At 70.9% G+C, this 24,080-nt stretch carries 18 protein-coding genes; 10 read left to right on the top strand and 8 right to left on the bottom strand.

Annotated features, from left to right (window positions below; translation table 11 throughout):
- Positions 1-83: 83 nt before the first annotated feature.
- Positions 84-1,319, bottom strand: a complete 1,236-nt coding sequence (locus M3666_RS00330) for a hypothetical protein (protein ID WP_251154150.1) — start codon at positions 1,317-1,319, stop codon at positions 84-86.
- Positions 1,320-1,346: 27 nt separating this feature from the next.
- Here M3666_RS00330 and M3666_RS00325 point away from each other — a divergent pair, with 27 nt between their 5' ends.
- The 3 genes from M3666_RS00325 to M3666_RS00315 are packed head-to-tail and all read left to right on the top strand — an operon-like array spanning position 1,347 to position 4,452.
- Positions 1,347-2,129, top strand: coding sequence for a WecB/TagA/CpsF family glycosyltransferase (locus tag M3666_RS00325; protein ID WP_251154149.1), 783 nt, complete (start codon positions 1,347-1,349; stop codon positions 2,127-2,129).
- A complete protein-coding gene (locus tag M3666_RS00320; protein WP_209684148.1) occupies positions 2,126-3,268 on the top strand; it encodes a glycosyltransferase family 4 protein in 1,143 nt (380 codons plus the stop codon). The genes M3666_RS00325 and M3666_RS00320 overlap by 4 nt, the downstream gene beginning before the upstream one ends.
- Positions 3,265-4,452: an NAD-dependent epimerase/dehydratase family protein gene (locus M3666_RS00315; protein ID WP_285840981.1), complete on the top strand. Its 1,188-nt coding sequence runs from the start codon at positions 3,265-3,267 to the stop codon at positions 4,450-4,452. The genes M3666_RS00320 and M3666_RS00315 overlap by 4 nt, the downstream gene beginning before the upstream one ends.
- Here M3666_RS00315 and M3666_RS00310 read toward each other — a convergent pair.
- Together M3666_RS00310 and M3666_RS00305 are read right to left on the bottom strand one after the other, a co-directional pair.
- A complete protein-coding gene (locus M3666_RS00310) occupies positions 4,379-4,816 on the bottom strand; it encodes a hypothetical protein (protein ID WP_209684146.1) in 438 nt (145 codons plus the stop codon). The genes M3666_RS00315 and M3666_RS00310 overlap by 74 nt on opposite strands.
- Before the next feature lie 2 nt (positions 4,817-4,818).
- The gene (locus M3666_RS00305) at positions 4,819-6,024 is read right to left on the bottom strand and encodes an O-antigen ligase (protein ID WP_209684145.1); all 1,206 of its coding nucleotides are present in this window, start codon (positions 6,022-6,024) and stop codon (positions 4,819-4,821) included.
- A 21-nt stretch (positions 6,025-6,045) separates the two neighbouring features.
- Here M3666_RS00305 and M3666_RS00300 point away from each other — a divergent pair, with 21 nt between their 5' ends.
- Positions 6,046-6,879: a glycosyltransferase gene (locus tag M3666_RS00300; RefSeq protein ID WP_209684144.1), complete on the top strand. Its 834-nt coding sequence runs from the start codon at positions 6,046-6,048 to the stop codon at positions 6,877-6,879.
- Between the two features lie 51 nt (positions 6,880-6,930).
- On the opposite strand, the gene M3666_RS16955 is transcribed toward M3666_RS00300, so the two are convergent.
- Positions 6,931-10,398 carry an Ig-like domain-containing protein gene (locus tag M3666_RS16955; RefSeq protein ID WP_251154148.1) on the bottom strand — a complete coding sequence of 1,156 codons (3,468 nt, stop codon included), beginning with the start codon at positions 10,396-10,398 and terminating at the stop codon, positions 6,931-6,933.
- 831 nt (positions 10,399-11,229) lie between these two features.
- On the opposite strand from M3666_RS16955, the gene dnaK reads away from it, so the two are divergent.
- The 4 genes from dnaK to M3666_RS00275 all read left to right on the top strand — a co-directional run bounded on the left by dnaK (position 11,230) and on the right by M3666_RS00275 (position 15,380).
- Complete coding sequence (gene dnaK / locus M3666_RS00290) at positions 11,230-13,095, top strand: molecular chaperone DnaK (RefSeq protein ID WP_251154147.1); 1,866 nt, start codon at positions 11,230-11,232, stop codon at positions 13,093-13,095.
- Positions 13,096-13,098: 3 nt separating this feature from the next.
- Positions 13,099-13,815, top strand: coding sequence for a nucleotide exchange factor GrpE (locus M3666_RS00285; protein WP_251154146.1), 717 nt, complete (start codon positions 13,099-13,101; stop codon positions 13,813-13,815).
- Positions 13,816-13,839: 24 nt separating this feature from the next.
- Complete coding sequence (locus M3666_RS00280; RefSeq protein WP_251154145.1) at positions 13,840-14,844, top strand: DnaJ C-terminal domain-containing protein; 1,005 nt, start codon at positions 13,840-13,842, stop codon at positions 14,842-14,844.
- 125 nt (positions 14,845-14,969) lie between these two features.
- Complete coding sequence (locus M3666_RS00275; RefSeq protein ID WP_251154407.1) at positions 14,970-15,380, top strand: heat shock protein transcriptional repressor HspR; 411 nt, start codon at positions 14,970-14,972, stop codon at positions 15,378-15,380.
- 153 nt (positions 15,381-15,533) lie between these two features.
- Here the strand turns inward: M3666_RS00275 and M3666_RS00270 are convergent, their stop codons facing one another.
- The gene (locus M3666_RS00270; RefSeq protein ID WP_066651959.1) at positions 15,534-16,190 is read right to left on the bottom strand and encodes a GntR family transcriptional regulator; all 657 of its coding nucleotides are present in this window, start codon (positions 16,188-16,190) and stop codon (positions 15,534-15,536) included.
- A gap of 145 nt (positions 16,191-16,335) precedes the next feature.
- On the opposite strand from M3666_RS00270, the gene M3666_RS00265 reads away from it, so the two are divergent.
- On the top strand, positions 16,336-17,484 hold the full coding sequence (locus M3666_RS00265) for a class I SAM-dependent methyltransferase (protein ID WP_251154144.1): 1,149 nt from the start codon (positions 16,336-16,338) through the stop codon (positions 17,482-17,484).
- 62 nt (positions 17,485-17,546) lie between these two features.
- On the opposite strand, the gene M3666_RS00260 is transcribed toward M3666_RS00265, so the two are convergent.
- The 3 genes from M3666_RS00260 to M3666_RS00250 all read right to left on the bottom strand — a co-directional run bounded on the left by M3666_RS00260 (position 17,547) and on the right by M3666_RS00250 (position 21,054).
- Entirely contained in the window at positions 17,547-19,592 is a 2,046-nt protein-coding gene (locus M3666_RS00260) for a hypothetical protein (protein WP_251154143.1), read from the bottom strand.
- Positions 19,593-19,744: 152 nt separating this feature from the next.
- Positions 19,745-20,575 carry an aldo/keto reductase gene (locus tag M3666_RS00255; RefSeq protein ID WP_251154142.1) on the bottom strand — a complete coding sequence of 277 codons (831 nt, stop codon included), beginning with the start codon at positions 20,573-20,575 and terminating at the stop codon, positions 19,745-19,747.
- Positions 20,576-20,655: 80 nt separating this feature from the next.
- A complete protein-coding gene (locus tag M3666_RS00250) occupies positions 20,656-21,054 on the bottom strand; it encodes a pilus assembly protein CpaE (protein WP_251154141.1) in 399 nt (132 codons plus the stop codon).
- Between the two features lie 318 nt (positions 21,055-21,372).
- Between M3666_RS00250 and M3666_RS00245 the strand changes: the two genes are divergently transcribed.
- On the top strand, positions 21,373-24,078 hold the full coding sequence (locus M3666_RS00245) for a glycoside hydrolase family 2 protein (RefSeq protein WP_251154140.1): 2,706 nt from the start codon (positions 21,373-21,375) through the stop codon (positions 24,076-24,078).
- Positions 24,079-24,080: the final 2 nt, after the last annotated feature.

Below are 24,080 nucleotides of genomic sequence, written 5' to 3'. Positions count from 1 at the left end.
CGGTCGGTGCCGCCCTCCATCGTCGTGACCTCCCCTGTGTGATCGTCGTCGTCTCCGGTGCGTCACCGGGGCGAGGACGAACCTCACACGGTCGGGGCGACAGGACGCCACCGCAGGACGGCGTGGAACCAGGGGAGGACCAGCCAGGGCGCGGCCGTCGAGGCGATCGCGACCGGGACCGGGGTGCCGAGGGCGGTGAGGGTGACCACGAGCGTGCCGAGCGAGGCTCCGAGCGTGACCAGCCGCAGTGCCATGAGTTCGCGCCACGACCGGCGGTAGCGCATGAACGCAGTCGTCGTCGACGCCAGCCAGAGCGCCACCGCGAGGAGCAGCACGGCCGGTGCCGGCGCGACGCGGAGGTCGGCGAGCAACGCACCCGGCGCCGTCAGGAGGGGGAGTGCCACCGCTGCGGCCATCCCGGCGACCACGGCCATCGCAGCCGCAGCTGCAGTCACCCAACCGAGCGAACGGAGTGCGTCGATCCTCCTGTCCGGACGGTTCCCGGCCCGCGCCTGGTCCGCCTCGCGTCGGAAACGGGCCACGAGCAGTGGTGACACGGCGACCAGTGCCATCTGCAGCGGTCCGGCGACGAGGGTCGTGCTGGTCCGCACCGCACCGGCTTCGACGAGCCCGCTCGTCCATCCGACCATCGTGACCACGGCTGCCGGGACGCAGCCGACCAGGAACCCGTCGAGCATCATCCACGGGATGTCCCGGCCGACGGTCCGGAGGTACGTGCGCACCGCGATGTGCGTCCCGGGTGCGTGACGGAGCAGGAGGGTCGCGGCCGCAGACCACGTCGCGACCGCGAGGGAGCCCGTCACGACGACGATCCGCGTGCGCTCGCCGATCGGGGGGCCGGACGCGAGGGCAGTGGCACCGAGCGCGAGGACGGCGAGGTGGACGGCGTCCCCGGCGGCGGCGCGGCGGAACCGCCCGCTGGCGAGCTCGGTGGTCCTGGCGGCGTTCCACGCTGAGGCACCGAGCAGTGCCATCACGAGCGCCGCGGCACCCCACCCCAGCGCGAGCCGATGTGCGACGACGCCGACAGTGAGCGCTGCTGGCAGTGCCGCGGCGACCTGGAGGCGGAGGCCGGTGGTGCGGTGTGCGTCGGCGGCGGCAGGGTCTCCTGCGCACCACGTCAGCACCGGCTGCGTGACCCCGGCGAGGGTGGCGAGCGCGACGTAGTGCACCGAGAGGACCAGGGCGAGCGCTCCCCATCGCTCCGGCGGCAGGGCTGTCGTGCCGATGAGTGTCAGGGTCACCTGGCCCACGCTGAGGAGCACCTGCGCGAGGAGAGGCCATCGGAACTGTCGCACCGTGTGAGTATATCGTATGATATTGATATGACAGCAGACGCTCCCCTCGAATTCGACGCGCTCCCCAGGCGCGCACTGACCGGGATCCCGGTGGTCGTGGCCGACCGCGGTCAGGCCGTCGGACACCTCATCGACCTGGCACGTGCCGGCCGCCCCGGTGACGTGCACCTGGCGAACTCCTACGTGATGTCGCTCGCCGCGCGTGCCCCCGAGTACCGCCGGATCCTGATCGAGTCGGCCGCCGTCTACCCCGACGGCAAGCCGCTCTCGTGGGCATCCCGACTGCTACCGGGTCCGCGGTTGTCGCAGGTGCGCGGGCCGTCGCTCTTCCCGGACGTGCTGGATCGAGGGCGCGCTCGGGGTGTCCGGCACTACCTGCTCGGCAACACGGACGAGGTGCTCGAGATGATGCGTCGCGAACTCGAGCGACGCTTCCCCGGAGTCCTGATCGTCGGGACGCACAAGTCGTACTTCCGACCGATGACCGACGAGGAGCAACGCGCGCAGGACGACGACATCCGCGCCGCGGACCCGGACATCGTGTGGGTCGGCCTCGGCACTCCGCTGCAGGACGCCGAGACCCGGCGTCTGGCGCGCGAGGTCGGGGTGCTCGCGATCGGCGTCGGGGTGGTGTTCGACTTCGTCGCGGGTACCAAGGCGGAGGCCCCGGCGTGGACCACACGACTCGGTGTCGAGTGGTTGTTCCGCCTCTGCTCCGAACCCCGACGCCTGTGGCGACGGTACCTCGTGGGCAACGCGGTGTTCCTCTGGGCGGTGCTCCGTCAGCTCGCGTCCCGGACCCGCTCGTGACGCCCTCGCGCGGTCTCGCCCCCGATCTCGTCGTCCTCAGCCAGGTACCGCCGCCCGTGCACGGCCAGACGCTCATGACGAAGCGGACCCTCGACCTGCTCGCTCGTGACGGTTGGATGCTGCGTCTGGTGGACCGGAGGTTCAGCCGGAGCATCGACGAAGTCGGCGCCCCCGGTGTGCGCAAGATGCTCGCGGCCGTCGGTCTCGCCGCTCGACTCGGAGGGCAGGTGATCCGCCGACGCCCCGACGCCGTGCTGCTGTTCGCGACCACCAGGACGGCGTCCTTCTGCGTCGACGTCGTCCTCGTCCGCCTGCTCCGAGCGGTGCGGGTCCCCGTCGTCCTGACCATCCACTCGGTGGGATTCCGCCGGATCGCGGCGAGGAGTGCGGTCGGCGCCGCTGCGGTCCGGAGCCTGCTCGGAGCAGCCGAGGCAGTGGTGTGCCTCGGGCCGACCCTGACCGCCGATGTCCGACCGTTCGTGCGCACCGACCGGGTCCGGGTCATCCGGAACACCCCGGCGGAGGTGCCGCCCGTCAGCGTGGCGGAGCGGCAGGTCCAGGGCAGGCGGACCGTGCTCTGGCTGTCGAACCTGATGCCCGGGAAGGGTGCCGAGACGTTCGCGCACGTCGCTGCCGACCTCGCCGACCACGACGTCGACTTCCGCATGGTCGGACCGGTCGCTGACGATGCCACCGCCGCGGCGGTCCGATCGATCGTCGCCGGGTCCGCCGTCCGCTCCCGCTTCCACCTCGACGGGCCGGCGTACGGTGCCGCCAAGTGGGAGGCGGTCCGCGGAGCGACCGTGCTGGCCTTCACCTCCGAGCTCGACGAGGCCCAGCCGCTCACGATCGTCGAGGCCATGGCCTGCGGTACTCCGGTGGTCGCTTTCGACCGCGGCGGCATCGCGGACCTCGTCGAGCACGGCGTGACGGGGTTCCTCGCCGAGCCGGGCGACACCGCGGCGTTCGCTGCACACCTCCGGCAGATCCTCGACGACCCCGGTCTCGCCGCGCGACTACGGCGGGGAGCACTCGACGCCTACGCCGCCCGGCACGCTCCGGACACCCACGTCCAGGCATGGCGGGACCTCTTCGACCACCCCCGAACCACTTCCACGATCTCCAGGAGGACCAGATGACCACCCGACCCACCACCACTCGACCCATCGTGCTCGTGACCGGCGGAGCAGGCTTCATCGGCTGTGCGCTGTCCCGCGTGCTCGCCCCGACGTCGGCGCGGTGGATCGCGGTCGACGCCCTGCACCCGCAGGTGCACGCCGAGCGCCGACGCCCGGACGCGCTCGACCCGGCTGCCGAGCTCGTCGTCGCTGACGTCACCGATCCCGATGCATGGGATGCACTGCTCGCGACGGTGCGACCGGACGTCGTGGTCCACCTCGCTGCGGAGACCGGGACGGCCCAGTCCCTCGACGAGGCGACCCGTCACGCCGACGTCAACGTCTGTGGGACGACCGTGATGCTCGACGCCCTCGGCCGTCACGGTGTCCTCCCGTCCCGCATCGTGCTCGCGAGCAGCCGCGCCGTCTACGGCGAGGGCGACTGGCTCGACACCGTGTCCGGTGCCGTGGTCCGCCCCGGGCAGCGGACGCACGACCAGCTCGAGGCCGGGGCGTGGGACCATGCCGGCGCGACCTCGATGCCCTCGGACGCACGACGGACCGTGCCGGCACCGACGAGCGTGTACGGCGCGACGAAGCTCGCTCAGGAGCACGTCCTGGGTGCGTGGTGCGCTGCTCGCGGTGTGGGTCTCGCCGTCCTCCGGCTGCAGAACGTGTACGGGCCGGGCCAGTCGCTGACGAATCCGTACACGGGCATCGTCTCGCTGTTCTCGCAGCTCGCGCGTCGCGGTGACTCCATCCCGGTCTACGAGGACGGTGCGATCGTCCGCGACTTCGTGCACATCGAGGACGTGGCCGGTGCGCTCGCCGCGGCGGTCACGGGCGGCCCGGAGGTCGAGGGCGCGCCGATCGACGTCGGGTCCGGTGTGGCGACCACGATCCTCGACCTCGCGCAGCGGATCGCGGCGTTCCACGGCGCTCCGGCCCCGCGCATCACAGGCGCGTACCGGGACGGCGACGTCCGCGCGGCGTCGTGCACCGTCGAGGACGCTGCCGCTCGCCTGGGGTGGACGCCGCGGTGGTCCGTCGGTGCCGGTGTTGCGGACCTGCAGACGTGGATCGACCGGTGTCTGCGCGAGGACGTGCCCGCACTGGTGTCTCGTAGATGGGTCAGTACCCCTCGGGCGCCGGGGCGACGACGTTGGACCGCCCCTGGTCGTCGACCTGGGGCTGCGACGGCGTGACGATGCGGTTGCCCTCGGAGTCCTCGTCGAACGAGACCGCCCCGACCGCCTCGACCCGCACGTAGTTGAGCTTGCCGGACACGGTCATCGTGTCGAGATCGCGCCCCGCGGTGACCTGCGTCTTCGACGCTCGGATCTCGAGCGAGCTGCAGGAGCCGTCGAGTCGGACGACTGCGTCGTCCTCGGTCACCACGGCCTTGCCGTCAGGGCAGGTGACGGCCGCGGCCGTCGTGACCGACGTGGACGGGGATGACGAGGGCGAGGGGTGCGTGTCGCCGTGTGCCGAGCAGCCAGCGAGGCCGGCCACGAGGGCGAGGCCGACGGCGACCGGGGCGGTACGACGGGTGGAGGTGTGGAGCGTCATGGTCAGGGACCTTTCGTGTGGCGGGTGGTCGGAGCCGACAGCGGGATGGTCGTCGGCGGGTCCCGTCGCGCGTCCGACCCGAGGGACAGTCCGATGAGGACCGCCGTCGGACCGATCGCGAACGGGTAGATCAGGGTGTTGTCGGTGGCCGCCGTGACCAGCAGGGCGAGGAACGCGGCGAGCGCTGCCCAGTGCACGGCGTCGTCGGTGCGCTGCGCAGCGCGGGCGATCCGGACGAGGGTGGTCACGGCAGCGAGGGCGAAGAGGGAGACGCCGATCCAACCGGTGTCGTGCAGGAGCCGGAGCCAGTCGTTGTGCGGCTGCCGGATGCCGACGAACGTCTCGGTGACGAGCCGCGCGGCGCTCCCCGGCCCGTGGCCGACCAGCGGTGCGCTTCTCGCGTGGTCGGCCACGACGTCCCAGAGCTTCGCGCGTCCGGACGTGTTGATGGCGACCCCACCGAGCATCGCGTTGTCCCCCGAGGTGAACCGGCCGCGGTAGGACGGCACCCACGTCCACACGGCAGCGAGTGTCGCGCCGGCACCGACGACGGCGAGGATCGCAAGGCGGATCCTGTGGCCCACCGGTCGGCGGGTCACGAGGACGACGAGGACGAGGAGAGCCACCACCGACGCTGTGCGGGAGAGGCTCGCGACGATGCCGACGACGATGACCGCGGGGGCGATCCGCAGCAGCCACGGTCCGGCGCGGAGTGCGGCTGCAGCGGCGAGCATCGGCAGTGCGGCGAGGGCGTACGAACGGATGCCGTCGGTCAGCAGCCCGAGGGTCTGTTGGACGGCGAACAGCGCGGTGGCGAGCAGGCCAGAGGCGGCGAACCACCGGAGGACACGATCCGCGATGTCGGGGGTCGCCTGGAGGGCGACGAAGGCGGGCAGCAGGAGGAGGATCGTGTAGGCGGCGACGTTCTGCAGACCGTCGACGTCCGGTGCGAAGAGGGCCCGTCCGAACGCGAGCGCGAGGAACAGCAGACCCGGGACGGCGACCGGCGATCGAGACCCGATCAGCATGGGCGCGAGCGCCGTGCATGCGGCTGCGCTGCCCGCGGTGACGATCCCGCTCACCGAGGTCGACCCCACGTGGAGCACCGACGTCACGCCCGCGAGCACGCCCACCAGGGCCGCGAGCGCCGTGATGGCGTGGACGGTCCGGATCCCCTGCCCGGGCTGCACCACCATCACGTCTCGCATAGCAAATGTTAGTATATCAGAGTGAGTTGCCTCCCCATTCCTCCTGATCCGATCCGCCTCTCGATCGTCATCGCTGCGTACAACGCGCAGGCGACCCTGCAGCGGGCCATCGCCAGCTGCTTGACGCAACGTGTCGACGAGCCGTTCGAGGTGCTCGTCGTCGACGACGGGTCGACTGACAGCACCGCGGCCGTCGCGCGGTCGTTCGGTCCCGAGGTCCAGGTGCTGTCGTCGGACGGGAACCGCGGACGCTCCGCTGCACGGAACGCCGCGATCGAGGCGGCCCGCGGCTCCGTCATCGTGCCCCTCGACGCCGACGACCGGATGCTCTCCGGGCGTCTCGCCGCGCACGTCGCCGCCCTCGACGGCAACCCGTCCGCGGTCGCCGTGTTCGGACGTTCGATCGGGGTCCACCCCGGGGGCACGCGCCCATGGCCGCTGATGCCCGGAACACCGCAGGGTGTCGACGAGGCCTTCGCCCGAGGCAGGATGGCGGTCAACCACCCCGCGTGCGCGTTCCGGCGGTCGTGGTGGGAGGCGCTCGGTGGGTACGACGAGCAGGTCCGGGTGGCGGAGGACTTCGACCTGTTCCTGCGTGGCTGGACGCCCGGCGCGTACCTTCCGCACGACGACGTCGTCCTCGAGTACACGATCAGTGGCAGGTTCCCCTCGTGGCAGTACTGGTGGGCCAACGAGCGGCACCGCCGCGCGATCGTGGCCCGCGCCGGTGATCCGGCGCAACCGTTCGTCGACCACCTGCACCGCGCCTCCCGTCCGGCGTTGCACGGCCTGGAGGTGCTGCGTTGGTCCGCCTCGTCGGTGCGCGACCGCACGGCTCGCCGCAACGGCCGCTGACACGGGGAAGGCCCCCTCCGCAGTGCGGAGGGGGCCTTCTCGTCGTGACCGTCAGTTCTCGGTGATCGTGATCGTCCGGGTCTGCTGCTCACCGACCGGTCGGTCGTTCAGCAGCTGCGTGAAGGTGATCGTGTGCTCACCGACCGTCAGGTCCTTCGGGCTGATCTCACCGAACCAGCCTTCGCCGTTCGCGGTGACCGTGGTGATCTCGCTGCCGTCGGTGTCCGTGATCCGGACCTGCGCGCCCGGGGTCGCCCAGCCGATGAAGGACGGCTTCGGCCACCAGTTGGTGTAGCCGTCGGTCGGGGCCTCGATGCGCAGCGGGTCAGCCGCGATCGTGTACTGCACAGAGGTCTCCGTCGTGGCGTCGTTGAACGTCTGGCGGAAGTGCAGCGTGTGCGTGTCGTAGGACAGCGCCTTCTCGCTCACGATGCCGAACCAACCGTCGTCGTTCGCCTGGACGTGCGCCAGACGGGTGGTGCCGTCGGTGTCGAACACGTCGACCCAAGCGCCCGGCGTCGCCCAACCGATGTACGACGGGTTCGGCCACCAGCTCGAACCGCCGTCCTGAGGAGAGTCGATCTGGAAGGGCTTGTGCGCGATCGTGATCGAGACCGTCTTGGTGTTCGTCGCGCCGTTCGCGGTCTGGGTGAACGTCAGCGTGTGCTGCCCGTTCGCCAGCGCCTTCGCGCTCGTCACGCCGAACCAGCCCTCGGAGTTGATGTCCTCGCTGCCGAGGACGTTGTCGTTCTCGTCCGTGATCGTCACGTGACCGCCCGGGGTGCCCCAGCCGATGAGGGCCGGGTTCGGGTACCAGGCCGTGCTCCCGTCGACCGGGGAGTCGATCGTCAGGTCGCGGATCGAGTCGATGGTGACGGTCCGCGTGATCGTCTCGGTCTCGCCGCCGGGCTTCGTCTGCGTGATCACGAAGGTGTGCACGCCGTCACGCAGGGTGGCCGTGCTGACCTTGCCCCACCAGCCGTTGTCGTCCACGGTGGCGCTGCCGATCTCCGGCCCGCCGACGCCGTCCTGGATCCGGACGGTCGACTCTGCGGTACCCCAGCCCATGAAGTACGGCGTGCGGTTCGCGGTGGCGCTGTTGTCCTCCGGGCTCTGCACCGAGAAGGGGCGGGACACCCCGGCCGGCTTGGTCACGGTCACCGAGGAGCTCCCGGATGCCGTGAAGGCGCCGTGGTCGCTCGAGCCGGAGACGGTGAAGGTCGCGTCACCGGTACCCGGCGTCACGCCTTCGATCGGCAGGCTCCAGCGGGTCTTCGTACCCTTGGCAAGCGTCCAGCCGGCAGCCGTGCTCACCGTGACGGTGGCCTTCGCACCATCGTCCTTGACCTGCACGGTCGCGGAAGACCGGCTGTCCGTCTGCCAGGTCGAGCCGTCGGCGGAGGTCTGGGCCTTCGCGGTACCCGCGACGAACTTCGTGCCGGCCGGAGCCGTGACCTCGAACGTGGTGCCCGTGAGCGACGTCAGGTCCGCGGTGGCCTCCAGGCCCGCGAACACGTCCTGCTGCTCACCGACCTTCACCTCGGTGTCGAACCCGAGCGCCGTCGATGCGATGCCGCCGTTCTCGATGACCGGTTCGGCGACGGTGGCGGAGAAGGTGCCGTGCGCGATGACCTGCTCGGTCTTCGCGGGGATGACGTCGACGGTTCCGCCGGTGAGGGTGTCGCCGGCCTTCTGGCCGTCGAGGATCTGGAGCTTGAACTGGATCTTGCGGAAGGAGTTCGACCAGGTGTTGTCGCCGCTGATGGTCGCGGTCGTGCCGTCTGCCGACACGGTGCCGCCGACGGTGCTGCCCTTGCCGTCGCCACCGCGGACGGCGGCGAACTTGGTCCCGGCAGGGGCGTGGAGCGTGACCTCACCCTGACGCGAGGCCGAGGACGACATCGTGCCGGAGACCCAGTCGGTGGTCTGCCCGGCGGGCGTCGCGGGGACGTCGAAGGCGACCTTCGAGCCGGTCTTGGCCGCGAACGAGCCCTCGCCGACGACCGTGTCCGTCCCCGCCGTCTTGATGGTGGCGGTGCCGCCGTTCAGGGTCGAGTCGGCTGCTGCGTCGTCGTTCACGCGCAGCTTGAGCTGGATCTTGCGGTAGTCATCGGCCCAGGTGTTGTCGCCCTTGAAGAACGCACTCTGGCCGTCGCTGCTGACCTGCCCCGTGATGGTCGAGCCGTTGCCGACACCCTCGCCGCGTGCTTCGACGATCGTCGTGCCCGCGGGAGCCTTCAGCTCGAGCTCACCCTTGGTGTTCTTCGAGATCGATCCGTCGATCCAGTCCGTCGTCGTCCCCGGCGCCGCGACCGGCACCTTCGGGAACGTGATCGTGGAGCGGCTGACTGGCGTGGTCACCGGCGAGGTCGCGTCGATCGCGACTGCGCCGTGGTTGGTCGAGCCGGTGATCTTGTAACCGAGGGTCCCGGCCCCGTCGGGCGTCTCGCCATCGGCCTTCACCGGAGCCAGCCAGCGGAGCTGGTAGCCCTGCTCCTGCACGAAGTAGGACGACGAGCTGTCGAAGGTGCCGGTGAGCTTTTCGCCGTCGACCTTGGTGACGCTGAGGGCGAGCGAGTCGCTGTCGCGCCAGGCCTCGCTGTTGTTCTTGCGCCACTGCCCCTTGAGCGTGGAGCCCGCCGCGAACGTCGTGCCGGACGGCGCGGTCAGCTCGACCGAGGCCTTCAGCTCGGTGTACTTGGTCGTCGCCTCCGTGCTGAACGGCACGTCGACCGTCCCACCACGAACCAGCGCCGTGCTGTCCGAGGCAGCCGCGGTGACGCCGCCGTTCTGGACGGCGACGGTGGCGGAGAAGGTGCCGTGGGCGACGATCTGCTTGGTGTCGCTCGTAATGATGTCGGCGGTTCCGCCGGTGAGGGTGTCGCCGGCCTTCTGGTCGTCGAGGATCTGGAGCTTGAACTGGATCTTGCGGAAGCTGTTCGAGAAGGTGTTGTCCTTCTCGATGGTCGCGGTCGTGCCGTCCGCCGAGACGGTGCCGTTGACGAAGCTGCCCTTGCCGCCGCCGCCGCGGACGGCGGCGAACTTGGTGCCGGCGGGGGCGTGGAGCGTGACGTCGCCCTGTCGCGAGGCCGAGGACGACATCGTGCCGGAGATCCAGTCGGTGGTCTGCCCGGCGGGCGTCGCGGGGACGTCGAAGGCGACCTTCGAGCCGGTCTTGGCCGCGAACGAGCCCTCGCCGACGACCGTGTCCGTCCCCGCCGTCTTGATGGTGGCGGTGCCGCCGTTCAGGGTCGAGTCGGCTGCTGCGTCGTCGTTCACGCGCAGCTTGAGCTGGATCTTGCGGTAGTCGTCGGCCCAGGTGTTGTCGCCGGAGAAGAATGCGCTCTGGCCGCCGTTGCGGATCTGGCCGGTGATGGTCGAGCCGTTTCCGACGCCGAGGCCGCGCGCTTCGATGATCGTGGTGCCCGCGGGAGCCTTCAGCTCGAGTTCACCCTTGGTGTTCTTCGAGACCGATCCGTCGATCCAGCCCGTCGTCGTCCCCGGCGCGGCGACCGGCACATCCGGGAACGAGATCGTGGAAGACAGCGAGATCAGCGTCGGGTCGCCAACAAAGTCAAGTCCTGTGCCAGAGTAGCTCAGCCATCGATTCGTCCAGCTTGTGTAACCGGGAACTGGCGGCGCATAACTGCTGGTGGGCGAACCGATGACCAAACCCGAGTCACTCACGAGTTTACCGTCCTCGAGATGCCAACTGGGTGCGCTCGCGCAGTTTACATGTGGGCCAAGTACCGTTTGCGTCCGACCGGATGCCGAGGTATTCGTGAACCTGCCAAGGCAATACCCGCCGTCCGCTCTCAGCCGATAACCGTTCGCCGTGAGCAGGGCGTCGAAAGCCGGCGCCTGTTCAAGAGCTTGCTGCAGGCTTGCGTAGCTCTTGTAGAACGTTTCCGTTGCGTTACCTGCCGCTCGCTGGCTGGGCGTGACGATGCTCGAACCGCTTTGGAAGAGGAGCTTGACACGAGGCGCGCTCTCTGCGCGCGTCGCAGCATGTGCAGGCGCGACGACGGTGACGCCGACGGCGAGGGACGAGAGGGCGACGCCGGTCGCGACGGCCCTCCGGAGGAATGACTTCATGTGAAGAGATGTCTTTCGGATCGAGGCCACGCGCGCAGGACAGCGCCGGGCACTGGTCATAGGACATAAGAAATATCAGCCATGTTCCTGAGGTTCTGCCGAGTGCGATGACTACGGCGGGCTTGCGCCCATTGGACTCAACTTCGGGCCGATGGACTTGACGTACCCCCATACCCGAGTAAACTTGAGTGCAGCGGACGCAACTCCGCGTAGGCTTCAGCAAGACCACGAACCCAACCGAAGGAGCACCACAACATGGGACGTGCAGTAGGCATCGACCTCGGAACCACCAACTCGGTCGTCAGCGTGCTCGAGGGTGGCGAGCCCACCGTCATCGCGAACGCCGAGGGGCTCCGCACCACGCCGTCGATCGTCGCCTTCACGAAGGACGGCGAGGTCCTGGTCGGCGAGACCGCGAAGCGCCAGGCCGTCACGAACGTCGACCGCACCATCGCCTCCGTGAAGCGCCACATCGGGACCGACTGGAAGGTCGACATCGACGGCAAGAGCTACACGCCGCAGGAGATCTCGGCCCGTACCCTCGGCAAGCTCAAGCGCGACGCCGAGCAGTACCTCGGTGAGGACGTCACCGACGCGGTCATCACCGTGCCGGCGTACTTCAACGACGCCGAGCGCCAGGCCACGAAGGACGCCGGTGAGATCGCCGGCCTCAACGTCCTCCGCATCATCAACGAGCCGACCGCTGCGGCGCTTGCCTACGGCCTCGACAAGGGCAAGGAGGACGAGCTCATCCTGGTCTTCGACCTCGGTGGCGGCACGTTCGACGTCTCCCTGCTCGAGGTGGGCAAGGACGACGACTTCTCCACGATCCAGGTCCGTGCGACCTCGGGCGACAACCGCCTCGGCGGTGACGACTGGGACCAGCGCATCGTCGACCACCTCGTCAAGAAGTTCAAGAGCGAGCACGGCGTCGACCTGTCGACCGACAAGATCGCGAAGCAGCGCCTGAAGGAAGCGGCGGAGCAGGCCAAGAAGGAGCTGTCGTCGCAGATGTCGGCGAACATCCAGCTCCCGTACCTGACGCTCACCGCCGAGGGCCCGCTGAACCTCGACGAGACCATCTCGCGCGCGCAGTTCGAGCAGATGACCTCCGACCTGCTCGACCGCACCAAGAAGCCCTTCAACGACGTCATCAAGGAGGCCGGTGTCTCGGTCAACGACATCGCGCACGTGGTGCTCGTCGGTGGCTCGACCCGCATGCCCGCCGTGGCCGAGGTCGTCAAGAGCCTGACCGGTGGCAAGTCGCCGAACCAGGGCGTCAACCCGGACGAGGTCGTCGCCGTCGGCGCCGCACTGCAGGCCGGTGTCCTGAAGGGTGAGCGCAAGGACGTCCTGCTCATCGACGTCACGCCGCTCTCGCTCGGCATCGAGACCAAGGGCGGCCTGATGACGAAGCTCATCGACCGCAACACGGCGATCCCGACGAAGCGCAGCGAGACCTTCACGACCGCCGACGACAACCAGCCGTCGGTCGCGATCCAGGTCTTCCAGGGCGAGCGCGAGTTCACCCGCGACAACAAGCCGCTCGGCACCTTCGAGCTCACCGGCATCGCACCGGCTCCCCGCGGTGTGCCGCAGGTCGAGGTCACGTTCGACATCGACGCCAACGGCATCGTGCACGTGTCCGCGAAGGACAAGGGCACCGGCAAGGAGCAGTCGATGGTCATCTCCGGCGGCTCGTCGCTGCCGAAGGAGGACATCGAGCGCATGGTCCGCGAGGCCGAGGAGCACGCCGCCGAGGACAAGGCCCGTCGTGAGGCGAACGAGCGTCGCAACCAGGCCGAGCAGCTCGTCTACTCGATCGAGAAGCTCATCAAGGAGAACGACGACAAGCTCCCCGCGGACGTCAAGTCCGAGGTGCAGGCCGACGTCGACTCCCTCAAGTCGGCCCTCGCGGGTGACGACGACGAGGCCGTGAAGACCGCGTTCGACAAGCTCAACGAGTCGCAGGGCAAGCTCGGCCAGGCCATCTACTCGCAGCAGGACGCGGGCGCCGCGGCCGGTGGCGAGCAGCCGACCGCCGACCAGCCCCAGCAGGACGACGAGGACATCGTCGACGCCGAGGTCGTGGACGACGAGGACGACAAGGACAAGAAGTAACGCATGGCTGACGACACCAAGAACCCGGACCCGCAGGACGAGAACCTGCCTGGAGGCTCGGCTGACGGTGCGCAGGCAGGGCGCGGCCCGGCGGACGGTTCCGCCGGGCCCGCCGGCTCCGCAGGCGCCGGTCACCCCGACGGGTCGGAGGACGGCGCGACGGCTGACGTCGACGGCGCCGAGGACCTGATCGAGGCCGAGGGCCCCGACGTCGAGGTCCCCACGGACCTCTCGCCGGAGGACCAGGCGCTCCTCGACGACGCCGCCCGCGGAATCGCCGAGGACAAGCTGAGCAGCGAGGACCGCGACCTCGTCGCAGAGATGCGGGCGGACATGCTCCGCGCGCAGGCCGAGCTGGTGAACTTCCGGAAGCGCGTCGAGCGCGACCGTGAGGCGAACCGCGACGCCGCCATCGCCGAGGTCGTCCGCGCCCTGCTGCCGGCCCTCGACGACCTGACCCGCGCCGAGGCCCACGGCGACCTGACCGAGGGCCCCATGCAGGTCATCGGGCAGAAGATCCGCGGTGGCTTCGAGAAGTTCAAGCTGGTGCAGATCGGCGAGAAGGGCGAGCTCTTCGACCCGAACGTGCACGAGGCGATCGTGCAGCTGCCGACGCCGGGTGCGACCGACCAGACCGTGGCGGACGTCGTGGAGCCGGGCTACAAGCTCGGCGACCGCGTGCTCCGCGCGGCCAAGGTCGCCGTCGCGGTCCCCGCCTGAGGCTCGGGAAGGAGGTAGGGATTCATGGCCAGTCAGGACTGGTTCGACAAGGACTTCTACAAGGTCCTCGGCGTCGACAAGACGGCGAGCGACGCTGAGCTGAAGAAGACCTACCGGAAGCTCGCCCGGCAGTACCACCCGGACTCCAACCCGGGTGACGCTGCCGCCGAGTCCCGCTTCAAGGAGATCAGCGAGGCCTACTCGGTGCTCTCCGACAAGGAGCAGCGCGCCGAGTACGACCAGGTCCGTGCCATGGGCTCGGGTGCCCGCTTCACCGCGGGTGGCCCGGGCCAGGGCGGCGGGTTCGAGGACGTCTTCGGCGGGATGTTCGGCCAGCAGGGCGGGCAGCGTGTGCGCTTCGGCCAGGGCGGTGCTCGCGGCGGCGCCGGCGGCTTCGAGGACATCCTCGGCGGGATGTTCGGCGGCGGTCAGGGCTTCGGGCAGTCGTCCGGAGGCTTCCGCGGGTTCGGCGGTCCGACCAAGGGGCGCGACGTCACGGCGTCGACGACGCTCGACTTCACCACCGCCATCGCCGGTGACACCGTCAAGCTCGCGCAGGGCAACGGCCGGCCGGTGAACGTCCGCATCCCCGCGGGCGTCGCCGACGGGCAGAAGATCCGCCTGCGCGGGCGCGGCGAGCCGAGTCCGGACGGCGGAGAGGCCGGCGACCTGGTCGTCAGCGTCTCCGTCCGCAAGCACCCGGTCTTCGAGCGGGACGCTCAGCACCTCCGGGTGGACGTCCCCGTGACGTTCGTCGAGGCGGCGCTCGGCGCGACGATCCAGGTGCCGACGCTCGGCGGTGAGCCCGTCAAGCTCAAGGTCGCCCCGGGTACGCCGTCGGGCCGTGTCCTGCGCGTCAAGGGCCGCGGGGTCACGACCAAGAGCGGGACCGGCGACCTGCTCGCCACCGTGCAGGTCGCGGTGCCGTCGCACCTGTCGGACAAGCAGCGCGAGGCCGTCGAGGCCCTCCGCGCAGTCCTGCCCGACGAGGACCCCCGCGAGGACCTCCTCGCCAAGGCGCGCGGCTAGCGCTGCGCAGCCACAGCAGTGAACCGGTCTGGAGGCTCGGTGCGGCTCCGTCAGGAACCGTCACCGGGCCTCCAGACTGGTTTCCGGACCACGCGGACGACGGAAAGGAACCAGCCATGACCGACATGGACGAGAACTCGCCCGTCTTCGCGATCGCGGTGGCGGCGGAGCTCGCCGAGATGCACCCGCAGACGCTGCGGCAGTACGACCGGCTCGGCCTGGTCGTGCCGGGCCGCACCCGCGGCGGCTCGCGCCGCTACTCGATGCGCGACGTCGCGCAGTTGCGCGAGATCGCGCGGCTCGGTTCCGAGGGGGTGTCGTTGGAGGGGATTCGACGGGTGCTCGACCTCGAGAACGAGAACCAGGTGCTCCGCGATCGCGTGCGCGAGCTGGAGCGGGCGCTCGCCGATCAGCTCATCGCGCGCCCGGGCGCCCGTGTCTTCGCGGCGACGACGACCGGCGCTGCAGTCCCGCTGCGCGCGGGCATGCGACCGCAGCGGAACACGGCGGTGGTGCTGTACCGCCCCCAGCGCTGAGGTCAGTCGACCGGCGGGTCGAAGAGGTCGCGACGCACGCCGTCGACCGCGGTGCACCGGGGGAGCGAGGGGCGGTCGTCCTCGGACGAGCAGCGACCAGGACGGTGCGCCCGGACCGTGTCGATGACCGAGCGGACGCAGGACGCGCACATGTCAAGACCGCCCACGGTCGGGGTCGGGGAGCAGGTGGACCGTCCAGGTCGCCCGCTCCGCGAGGCGTCCGTCGCGGCAGTCGACCGCGACGCGGAGCGCGACGAGACCGTTCCGGATGTGTTCCCAGGGCAGCGCGCTCCGGATGTCGTCGTGCCGCAGGCGGTACGTCAGGCCGTCGAGGGTCCCGCTCAGGGCCGCCACGAGGAGGGGGTTGTCGCACGCCGCGAGGAAGGTCCGGTAGACCGGGGTGATCGCGTCCGAACCCCACTGCCACGTGGGCATCGCCATGCAGTCGAGCACGAGCCCGATGCGCCGGAAGAGCGCGGCGCGGTCGCGGTCCCCGAGGTCGCCGATCGTGGTGCGGACGACGCCCCCGAAGAGCAGTCCGAGCGTCTGCAGCGTCGGGATGAGTTCGTCGCGGCGCGGGACCGTGACGCGCGTGTACCGGTTCGGCCGGAACTCGACGAGACCGAGGTGCCCGAGGTCCGACAGTGCCTCTCGCACGGGCGTCCGGGAGCACCGGAGCCGGAGCGCGAGCTGTTCGTCGTCGAGCAGGGTCCCCGGGGCGAGCGCCCCGCTCATGATCTCGGTCCGCAGGCGTTCCCGCGCCTGGTCCCGCAGGCGGGGACGCCGGCCGGCGTCTGGCGAAGCGAACATCGGCCCCTCTCGCTCGTCCTGCCGTTGCTCGTCGCGCAACGGTCTCCTCCGAGCGTAGGGGCTTGGGATACCACCGGCACCGGTGATATACCGCTGCCGTGCGCACCGGCGCGGCTCCGCACCGTCGTCTGAGTACCCTGGGGCCGTGCCATTCGACTTCGCCGACCACTTCCGGCGCTCCCCGGTCAGCGACGAGCCCGACCTCGTCGCGATCGACGGCACCGACCGCTTCATGCTCGACGAGGCACCGCACGTGCACGGGGACGCGCTCCGGCAGCCCGGTGAGGTCGCCGTCGTCGACGACCGGTACGGGGTGCTGACCCTCGGAGCCATGACCGTGCACGGCGCGTCGGGCGTCCGGGTCGTGCAGGACTCGCTCGTCGGGGTGCGGGCGCTGCAGGCGAACGCCGGCACCTTCGGCCGGAGCGGCTTCGTGCTGACCGAGACGCTCGAGCAGGCCTTCCGCGACGTCCGCCTGGTGCTCCTCCGGCTGTCGAAGTCGAACGACCGGCTCGACGAACTCGCACGCGCCGTCGCCCGCTGGGCGGCGCCCGACGTGGTCCTGCTCTGCGGCGGGGTCTCGAAGCACATGAACCTGTCGCAGAACGACGTCCTGCGCCGGTACTTCGGCGAGGTCACCGCGTCACGGGGTCGCGGCAAGTCGCGGCTGCTCATCGCGCAGGACCCGCTCCGTGCGACGGCGGTGCGCGCGGACGCGACGAACCCCTGGCCGCGGTCCGTGCACGTCGACGAGCTCGGGATGACGCTCGTCGCGCACGGCGGCGTCTTCGCGGGGACGTCGCTCGACCAGGGCACCCGGGTGCTGCTCGACGTCATGGACGACGCCGTCCCGTCGGCGCGGGTCGCCGTCGACCTCGGGTGCGGGAACGGCGTCATCGCGACTGCTCTGGCGCGCCGCCGCCCGGCCGTCAAGGTGGTCGCGACCGACGTCTCGGCGATCGCCGTGGCGTCGACGCGGGCGACGGCGGTGGCGAACGGCGTCGCGGACCGGGTGACGGTCGTCCGGTCGGACGCGGGCGACGAGCTCGACGAGGGGTCTGCGAAGCTCGTGCTCTGCAACCCGCCCTTCCACGAGGGCACCACGGTGAGCACCGACGCGGCCGAGGCGATGTTCCGCAACGCGGCCACGATCCTCCAGGCCGGCGGTGAACTGTGGTGCGTCTGGAACTCGCACCTGCGGTACCGACCCATGCTCGAGCGGCTCGTCGGACCGACCCGACAGGTCGTCCGGACCGCGAAGTTCACGGTGACGGCCTCGCGCCGGGCCGACTGAGGCGGGGACGACGACGGCCCCGTCACCGTGGTGACGGGGCCGTCGTGCGCGAGCGGTCGGGCTCAGATGTGCACGGACACCTGGGTCTGCTTGCCGCCGGCGGTCACGGTGATCACGTGGTCACCCTTCGCGAGACCGGACAGGGAGAGCTTGCCCTCGCCGTCGGCCTTGATCGCGCCCGCGGCGAGCTGCTGCTCGCCCTCGTGGGCCTGCAGGCCGGCGATGCCGGTGGGGAGGCCCCACACGGTGATCTGCGCGGTGCCGAAGAGGGCGCTGGTGCTCGTGACCTGGGCCTCGAGCTGGTCGGCGGCGTGGTCGCCGTTGCCGATCGTGAGCGTGCGCTCGACCTGCTCGCCGTCGATCGTCGCGGTCGCGGTGACGACCGTGGTGAGCTTCTTCGGAGCGGTCACGACGACCTGCGCCGCTTCCTCGTCGCCGAGGGTCACCGTCTTGGTCTTGCCGTTGGCCGCGACGGTCACCTCGGTGCCCTTCGGGCCGAGGACGTCCACGGCGACCTGGCTGTCGCTGATGCGGGTCGAGTCGACGGCGAACGCGGTGTCGGACGCGCCGTCACCCGGCTCCTCGGTGCCGCTGCCGTCGCCGGGCTCCTCGGTGCCGCTGCCGTCGCCGGGCTGCTCGGTGCCCTCGCCGGGCTGCTCGGTGCCGCTGCCGTCGCCGGGCTGCTCGGTGCCCTCGCCGGGCGCCGAGTACGTGAGGACGTAGTCCGAGCTGGTCCAGGCGCCCGTACGGCTCTCGAAGAGGAAGTGCAGGTCGTTCTCGCCCTCACGCAGGTCGCGGGAGAAGGCCAGCGTGAACTCGCCGTCGGCGTTCGCACGCCCCGACGCGTAGGTGCGGCCGTTCGCGTCCTCCAGGTCCACCGTGCTGTAGGCACGGACGCCGGAGCCGGAGATCGCGGGTCGCGCCTCGTGGACGGTCGATCCGCTCGCCAGGGCCGGCTCGAACGTCGAGGACTTCGGCGTGTAGGTGATGTCGAGTCGCTGGCGCTCGACCCAGTCGCCGTTCGCCTGCTGGAAGCGGACGACGACCCGGTTCTCGCCCTTGTAGAGGGAGCCCTCGAGCTTCGTGGACCAGTGCCCGTGCTCGTCGGCGGTGGCGACGCCGAGCGCCGGGCCGGTGATGCCGCCGATGCTCACCGAGCCGCCGGGGCGGGCGGTGCCCTCGAACGTCGGCTGCGAGGTGCGGACCTCGTCGCCGTCGTGCAGGTTCGTCACGGCCTCGACCGGGGACTGCCCCTCGCCGGGCTGCTCCCCGCCGCCCTGCTCGCCGCCGCCCTGCTGGCCGTCGCCCTGACCGGCACCCGGCTGCTCGCCGCCGCCCTGCTGGCCGTCGCCGGGCTGCTCGCCGTTGCCGGGCTGCGTGCTGCCGGTGTCGACCGGGGCCCAGTTGCTCACGGCGAACAGGTCGTGGTTCGGGGTGCTGGCCGGGATCACGTCGTTCACGGCGCGGAGCGCGGCCTGCTCGGCTGCGGCACCGCCCGGGATCGTGATCTCGAAGCGGCCGTCGGCGCCGGTCGGGGCGCTCGCCACGATCGACCCCCGGTCGAGCGATGCCTCGACGCGCACGTCGCGGTTCGCGGTGCCGCGGACGACCAGGTCGTCGCCCTTCCGGTCGACGGACGAGACGACCGGGTCGGCGGCGTAGGCGTCGAGCTGCGCCTGGTCCGGAGCACTGTGGTGCCCGTCCGCCTTGACGACCGCGGCGGTGATGACCTGCGGACCCGACGGCAGGACGGCGAGGTCGCAGGTGTACAGGTGCTGGTTCGCCGGGGTGTTGTGCCCGGTGCAGAGCAGGTGGCCCTGCTGGTCGACGACCTTGAGCGAGCCCTTCGAGACCGAGCTCGTGACCGCGACGGACGGGGTCGCGCGGCTCGCTTCGAAGACGCTGAGCCCGTCGCGCTCGCCGGTGCTCCGCGCCCCCTGGACCTCGTTGATGCCGGTGAAGCTGTCGGCGATGGGTCGCTCGTGCGTCGCGCCCGGGATCGTCGGGAGGTCGGGTGCCGCGTTGGCGGCCGTCGCGACGACGAAACCCGACGAGGTGAGGACGAGTCCGAGTGCCGCCCCGGTGGCGGCACGGGTGATCTTGCGCATGGGTTCCTTTCGGTGGGATCCGTGCCAGTGACAGCGCGGACGAGCACCCATGTTGTATTTCGCATACTGAAACTATTCCGGGTGTGAGCGATACCCCGTGCACGACGAAGCGCCCCGCCGGTGGCGGGGCGCTTCGTCGACGTGACCTCGGATCAGGCGGGGACGTAGTCGAACGTGTCGGGGTCCGGGCCCGTGCGGTGGCCCTTGTCGAGCGACGTGATCGCCGTCATGTCGTCGTCGGAGAGCTCGAAGTCGAAGATCGCGAAGTTCTCCTCGACCCGCGAGCGCGTGACCGACTTCGGGAAGACGATGTCGCCGCGCTGGATGTGCCAGCGGAGGACGACCTGCGCCGGGGTCTTGCCCGTGGCGCCGGCGATACGGGTGATGGTCTCGTCGTCGAGCACGAGGCCCTGAGCGATCGGGGACCAGGCCTCGGTCGCGATGCCGTGCTCGGTGCCGTAGGCGCGGAGCTCGTCCTGCACGAGGTACGGGTGCACCTCGATCTGGTTGACGGCCGGGGTGATCGTCGTCTCGGCGGCCAGGCGGTTGAGGTGGTGCGCCTGGAAGTTGCTCACGCCGATCGAGCGGGCGGTGCCGGCGTGGTAGAGCTCCTCCATCGCCTTCCAGGTCGGCACGAAGTCCGACACCGTCGGCAGCGGCCAGTGGATGAGGAAGAGGTCGGTGTACCCGCCGAGCAGGTCGGCCGACTTCTTGCCGTTCTCGGCGGCGAGGGCCGGGTCGTGGAAGCCGTTGTTGAGCTTCGACGTGACGAAGATCTCGTCGCGCGGGATGCCGGACGCCTCGATGGCCTCGCCGACCTCCTTCTCGTTGCCGTACATCTCGGCGGTGTCGATGTGGCGGTAGCCGACCTCGAGCGCGGTGAGGGTCGCCTCCTTCGTGTCGGAAGGATCGATCTGGAAGACACCGAAGCCGAGCTGCGGGATGGTCTTGCCGTCGTTCAGGGTGATGTTCGGAACGGTCATGTCACCATGCAACCAAAGCGCCCCCAGGAGGCATTCCGGCAACACTCAGTCGGGCGCGCTGCGCGCGGGAACCGGACCGCTCAGGCGAGCGCGGCCGTGATGTACGCGAGCAGGGCGTCCCCGTACGCCTCGGCCGGGTCGTCGCTGCGGAACTCCCGGGCGACCCCGTCGATCGTCGCCGTGACGACGAACCCGGCGGCGAGCGACACGAACGCCGGTCCGAGCAGGTCGCGCAGCTGGTCCTCCCGCGGGAGCCAGAGCGACTCGGACGCCTCGACCGAGTCGAGCGCCCACTCCGTCGTGCCGTTGAAGCCGAGCGAGGTGCCGCTGGGGTGGTCGTGCCGCTCCACCGTCATCTCGGAGACGGTGTAGACGTCGTCGTCGACCCCGGGCTTGTCGATCACGAACCGGTCGCCCGTCCCCGGGTGCCAGCGGAGTCCGGCGTCGCGCAGCGACCGGGCGAGTTCGACGGTGATCACCGCACCACCCTGCCACGCAGGGCCGGAGGGCGGACGCGACCCGACGGGGTCCGACGCCGTCAGGACGCGTCGCGCGGTCCGTCGTCGCGGACGTGGTCGCCGGCAAGGTCGACGTACTAGCATCGCCGAGCACCCCCGCGCGCGACGAGCACTCGTCCGCGCGCGCGGACGCGACGACGCCTGGGCGACCGGTGCCGTGCCTCCCGGCCGCTCACGCGACCACGGGCACGACCGCCGGCCGGTGTCACGGTGCCGGGGCGGCCACGAGCCGCCGCCGGGTCCTGTCCGCCCTCCCCGTCCGCCCAGCAAAGGACCCGCATGACCCTCGAGCGCGAGGAACTCCGCGACGACTGGACCGTGGCGATCGCCGGCGACCAGGTGCCGACCGGGGCACCGGCCGGGATCACGGGTCGCACGATCCCCGCCACGGTGCCGGGTCAGGTGCACACGGACCTCGAACGCGAGGGACTCGTCGCGGACCCGACGTTCGACCGCAACGAGGACGGCGCGAAGTGGGTCGGCCGGGCCGACTGGGCCTACCGGCGGACGGTGGACGTCGCACCTCGGGGGCACGAGCGCGTCGACCTGGTGTGCGAGGGGCTCGACACGGTCGCCGAGCTGAGCCTCGACGGCGTGGTCGTCGGCACCACCCGCAACATGCACCGGCGGTACCGGTTCGACCTCAACGACGTGCCGGGTGCCGCGGGCGACCGCGAGCTCGAGCTGCTCTTCGAGTCGCCGTACCGCGAGGCCGGCCGGGCCGCCGCACGCGCCGGCTCGATGCCGGGACCGTACGACGAACCGTTCCCGTACATCCGCAAGCAGGCCTCGAACTTCGGCTGGGACTGGGGCCTGACCGCGGTGACGAGCGGTCCGTGGCGTCCGGTCGCGATCGAGCGCTGGTCGACGGCGCGGCTCGCCGAGGTGAAGCCGCTGGTCGACGTCGAGGCCGGCGAGGGCGTCCTCGACGCGCACGTGCGGGTCGAGCGGTCCGGGATGAACGACCTCGACCAGGACGGTGAGGACGACGACCTCGTGCTCGTCGTCACGGTCGCCGGCCCGACCGTGGACGGCGGGACGACCCGACAGCGCTCCCGGGCGCAGCTGACCCCGAAGGACGACGAGACCGTCGTCACGGTGCGCGTGCCCGAGGTGCGGCGCTGGTGGCCGCGCGGCTACGGCGAGCAGCCCCGGTACGACGTGACCGTCGAGCTGCAGACCGTCGACGGCGAGGTCCTGGACCGTCGGACGGCGAAGACGGGCTTCCGCTCGGCCCGGATCGACACCGCGGACGACGCGATCGGCAAGCCCTTCACCGTCGTGGTGAACAGCACCGTCATCGACGTCCGCGGCGTGAACTGGATCCCGGACGACGTCATCGTGTCGCGGGTGGACCGCGCGCGGACCGCGGACCGGCTCGGCGTCGCCGCGGACCTCGGCGTGAACCTCGTCCGTGTGTGGGGCGGCGGGGTCTACGAGTCCGACGACTTCTACGACGTCTGCGACGAGCTCGGCCTGCTCGTCTGGCAGGACTTCGCGTTCGCCTGCGCGGCCTACCCCGAGATCGAGCCGATCCGCAGCGAGGTCGTCGCCGAGGCCCGGGACAACGTCGCACGCCTGGCCGGCCACCCGTCGCTCGTGGTCTGGAACGGCAACAACGAGAACATCTGGTTGCACGACGCGGACGGCTGGGCCGAGGAGCTCGGTGACCGCGGCTGGGGGCTCGACTACTACCTCGACCTCCTCCCGACGATCGTCGACGCGGTCGACCCGTCGCGCTTCTACACGGTCGCCTCGCCCTGGTCGGGTTCCGAGACCCTGCCCGCGAACGACGTCGACCACGAGACGCACCACTCGTGGGACGTCTGGAACCGGCTGTCCGACGACCACTACCGCGACTCCGTCCCGCGGTTCGTGTCCGAGTTCGGGTGGCAGGCACCGCCCGCCTGGCGCACCCTCCGCGACGCGGTCACGGACGAGCCGCTGCGCGTGGACTCGCCCGGTGTCGTGCACCACCAGAAGGCCGACGACGGCATGGGCAAGCTGGCACGGGGGATCGAGCCGCGCTTCGGCGTCGTCGATCCGGCCGAGTTCGACCGCTGGCACTACCTGACGCAGCTGCAGCAGACGCGGGCCGTCGCGACCGGCGTCGAGCACTGGCGGACGCACTGGCCGCGGAACACCGGGGTCGTCGTCTGGCAGCTCAACGACCTGTGGCCGGTGGCGTCGTGGTCCGCGATCGACTCCGCGGGGCGGCTCAAGCCGCTCGCCCACGAGCTGCGTCGGCTGTACGACGACGTCCTGCTGGCGATCCGGCCCGTCGTGCGTCCGTCCGCTGACGACGACGCGGTTCCGACGTCGTCCGGAGACCGGCCTGGAGGCGCGGACCACGACGCGCCGTCGGCTCACGGGGACGGGACGGTCGGGTCCGGTGGACTGGCGGACACGCTGTCGCTCGGGGTGTCGCCCGGGTCGTTCGGGCACTCGCCCGTCGAGATCGCGGTGCGCTCCTCCCGTGGCGGTCGCGACAGCGTGGTACGTGTCCGGCGCATGCACGTGTCCGGCAGGATCCTGGCGGAGGTCACGCTGCCCGTGCGACTGGCGGAGGCCGGTGTCGCCGTCATCGACCTGCCCGAGTCAGTCGGCGTCCTCGACGACCCGACCCGCGAGCTCGTGGTGGCGGACATGGACTGGCGTCGTGCGGTCTGGACCGCCGCACCGGACAAGGACGTGCAGTGGGAGCCGGCGCGGTACGGCACGACGGTCGCCCCCGCGGCCGACGGTGACGGACACGACCTGGTGGTCGAGGCCGAGTCGCTCGTGCGGGACCTGCTCGTCCAGCCGGACCGCATCGCTCCGACCGGCACCGTCGACCGCGGTTTCATGACGCTGCTGCCGGGGGAGCGCGTGGGCTTCCGGGTCCGCGGGCTGTCCGACGCCGAGGCTGCTCGCCTGACGGAGGGCGCGGCGCTCTGGTCGCTCACGGACGCTGTGCTGCCCACGACACCTCACACTCTGCACTGATA

It is taken from the genome of Curtobacterium sp. ODYSSEY 48 V2, from assembly GCF_023712625.1.
In the GTDB taxonomy this organism is placed as follows: Bacteria; Actinomycetota; Actinomycetes; order Actinomycetales; family Microbacteriaceae; genus Curtobacterium.
The sequence above is the reverse complement of the archived record's forward strand: the minus strand, read 5'-3'. Positions and strand labels throughout refer to the sequence as shown.

Bases quoted from the DNA above. Each gene is read 5' to 3' on its own strand.
- M3666_RS00325 (WP_251154149.1), top strand. From the start codon at position 1,347: ATGACAGCAGACGCTCCCCTCGAATTCGACGCGCTCCCCAGGCGCGCA.
- M3666_RS00315 (WP_285840981.1), top strand. From the start codon at position 3,265: ATGACCACCCGACCCACCACCACTCGACCCATCGTGCTCGTGACCGGC.
- M3666_RS00310 (WP_209684146.1), bottom strand. From the start codon at position 4,816: ATGACGCTCCACACCTCCACCCGTCGTACCGCCCCGGTCGCCGTCGGC.
- M3666_RS00305 (WP_209684145.1), bottom strand. From the start codon at position 6,024: ATGCGAGACGTGATGGTGGTGCAGCCCGGGCAGGGGATCCGGACCGTC.
- dnaK (WP_251154147.1), top strand. From the start codon at position 11,230: ATGGGACGTGCAGTAGGCATCGACCTCGGAACCACCAACTCGGTCGTC.
- M3666_RS00285 (WP_251154146.1), top strand. From the start codon at position 13,099: ATGGCTGACGACACCAAGAACCCGGACCCGCAGGACGAGAACCTGCCT.
- M3666_RS00280 (WP_251154145.1), top strand. From the start codon at position 13,840: ATGGCCAGTCAGGACTGGTTCGACAAGGACTTCTACAAGGTCCTCGGC.
- M3666_RS00275 (WP_251154407.1), top strand. From the start codon at position 14,970: ATGGACGAGAACTCGCCCGTCTTCGCGATCGCGGTGGCGGCGGAGCTC.
- M3666_RS00270 (WP_066651959.1), bottom strand. From the start codon at position 16,190: ATGTTCGCTTCGCCAGACGCCGGCCGGCGTCCCCGCCTGCGGGACCAG.
- M3666_RS00260 (WP_251154143.1), bottom strand. From the start codon at position 19,592: ATGCGCAAGATCACCCGTGCCGCCACCGGGGCGGCACTCGGACTCGTC.
- M3666_RS00255 (WP_251154142.1), bottom strand. From the start codon at position 20,575: ATGACCGTTCCGAACATCACCCTGAACGACGGCAAGACCATCCCGCAG.
- M3666_RS00245 (WP_251154140.1), top strand. From the start codon at position 21,373: ATGACCCTCGAGCGCGAGGAACTCCGCGACGACTGGACCGTGGCGATC.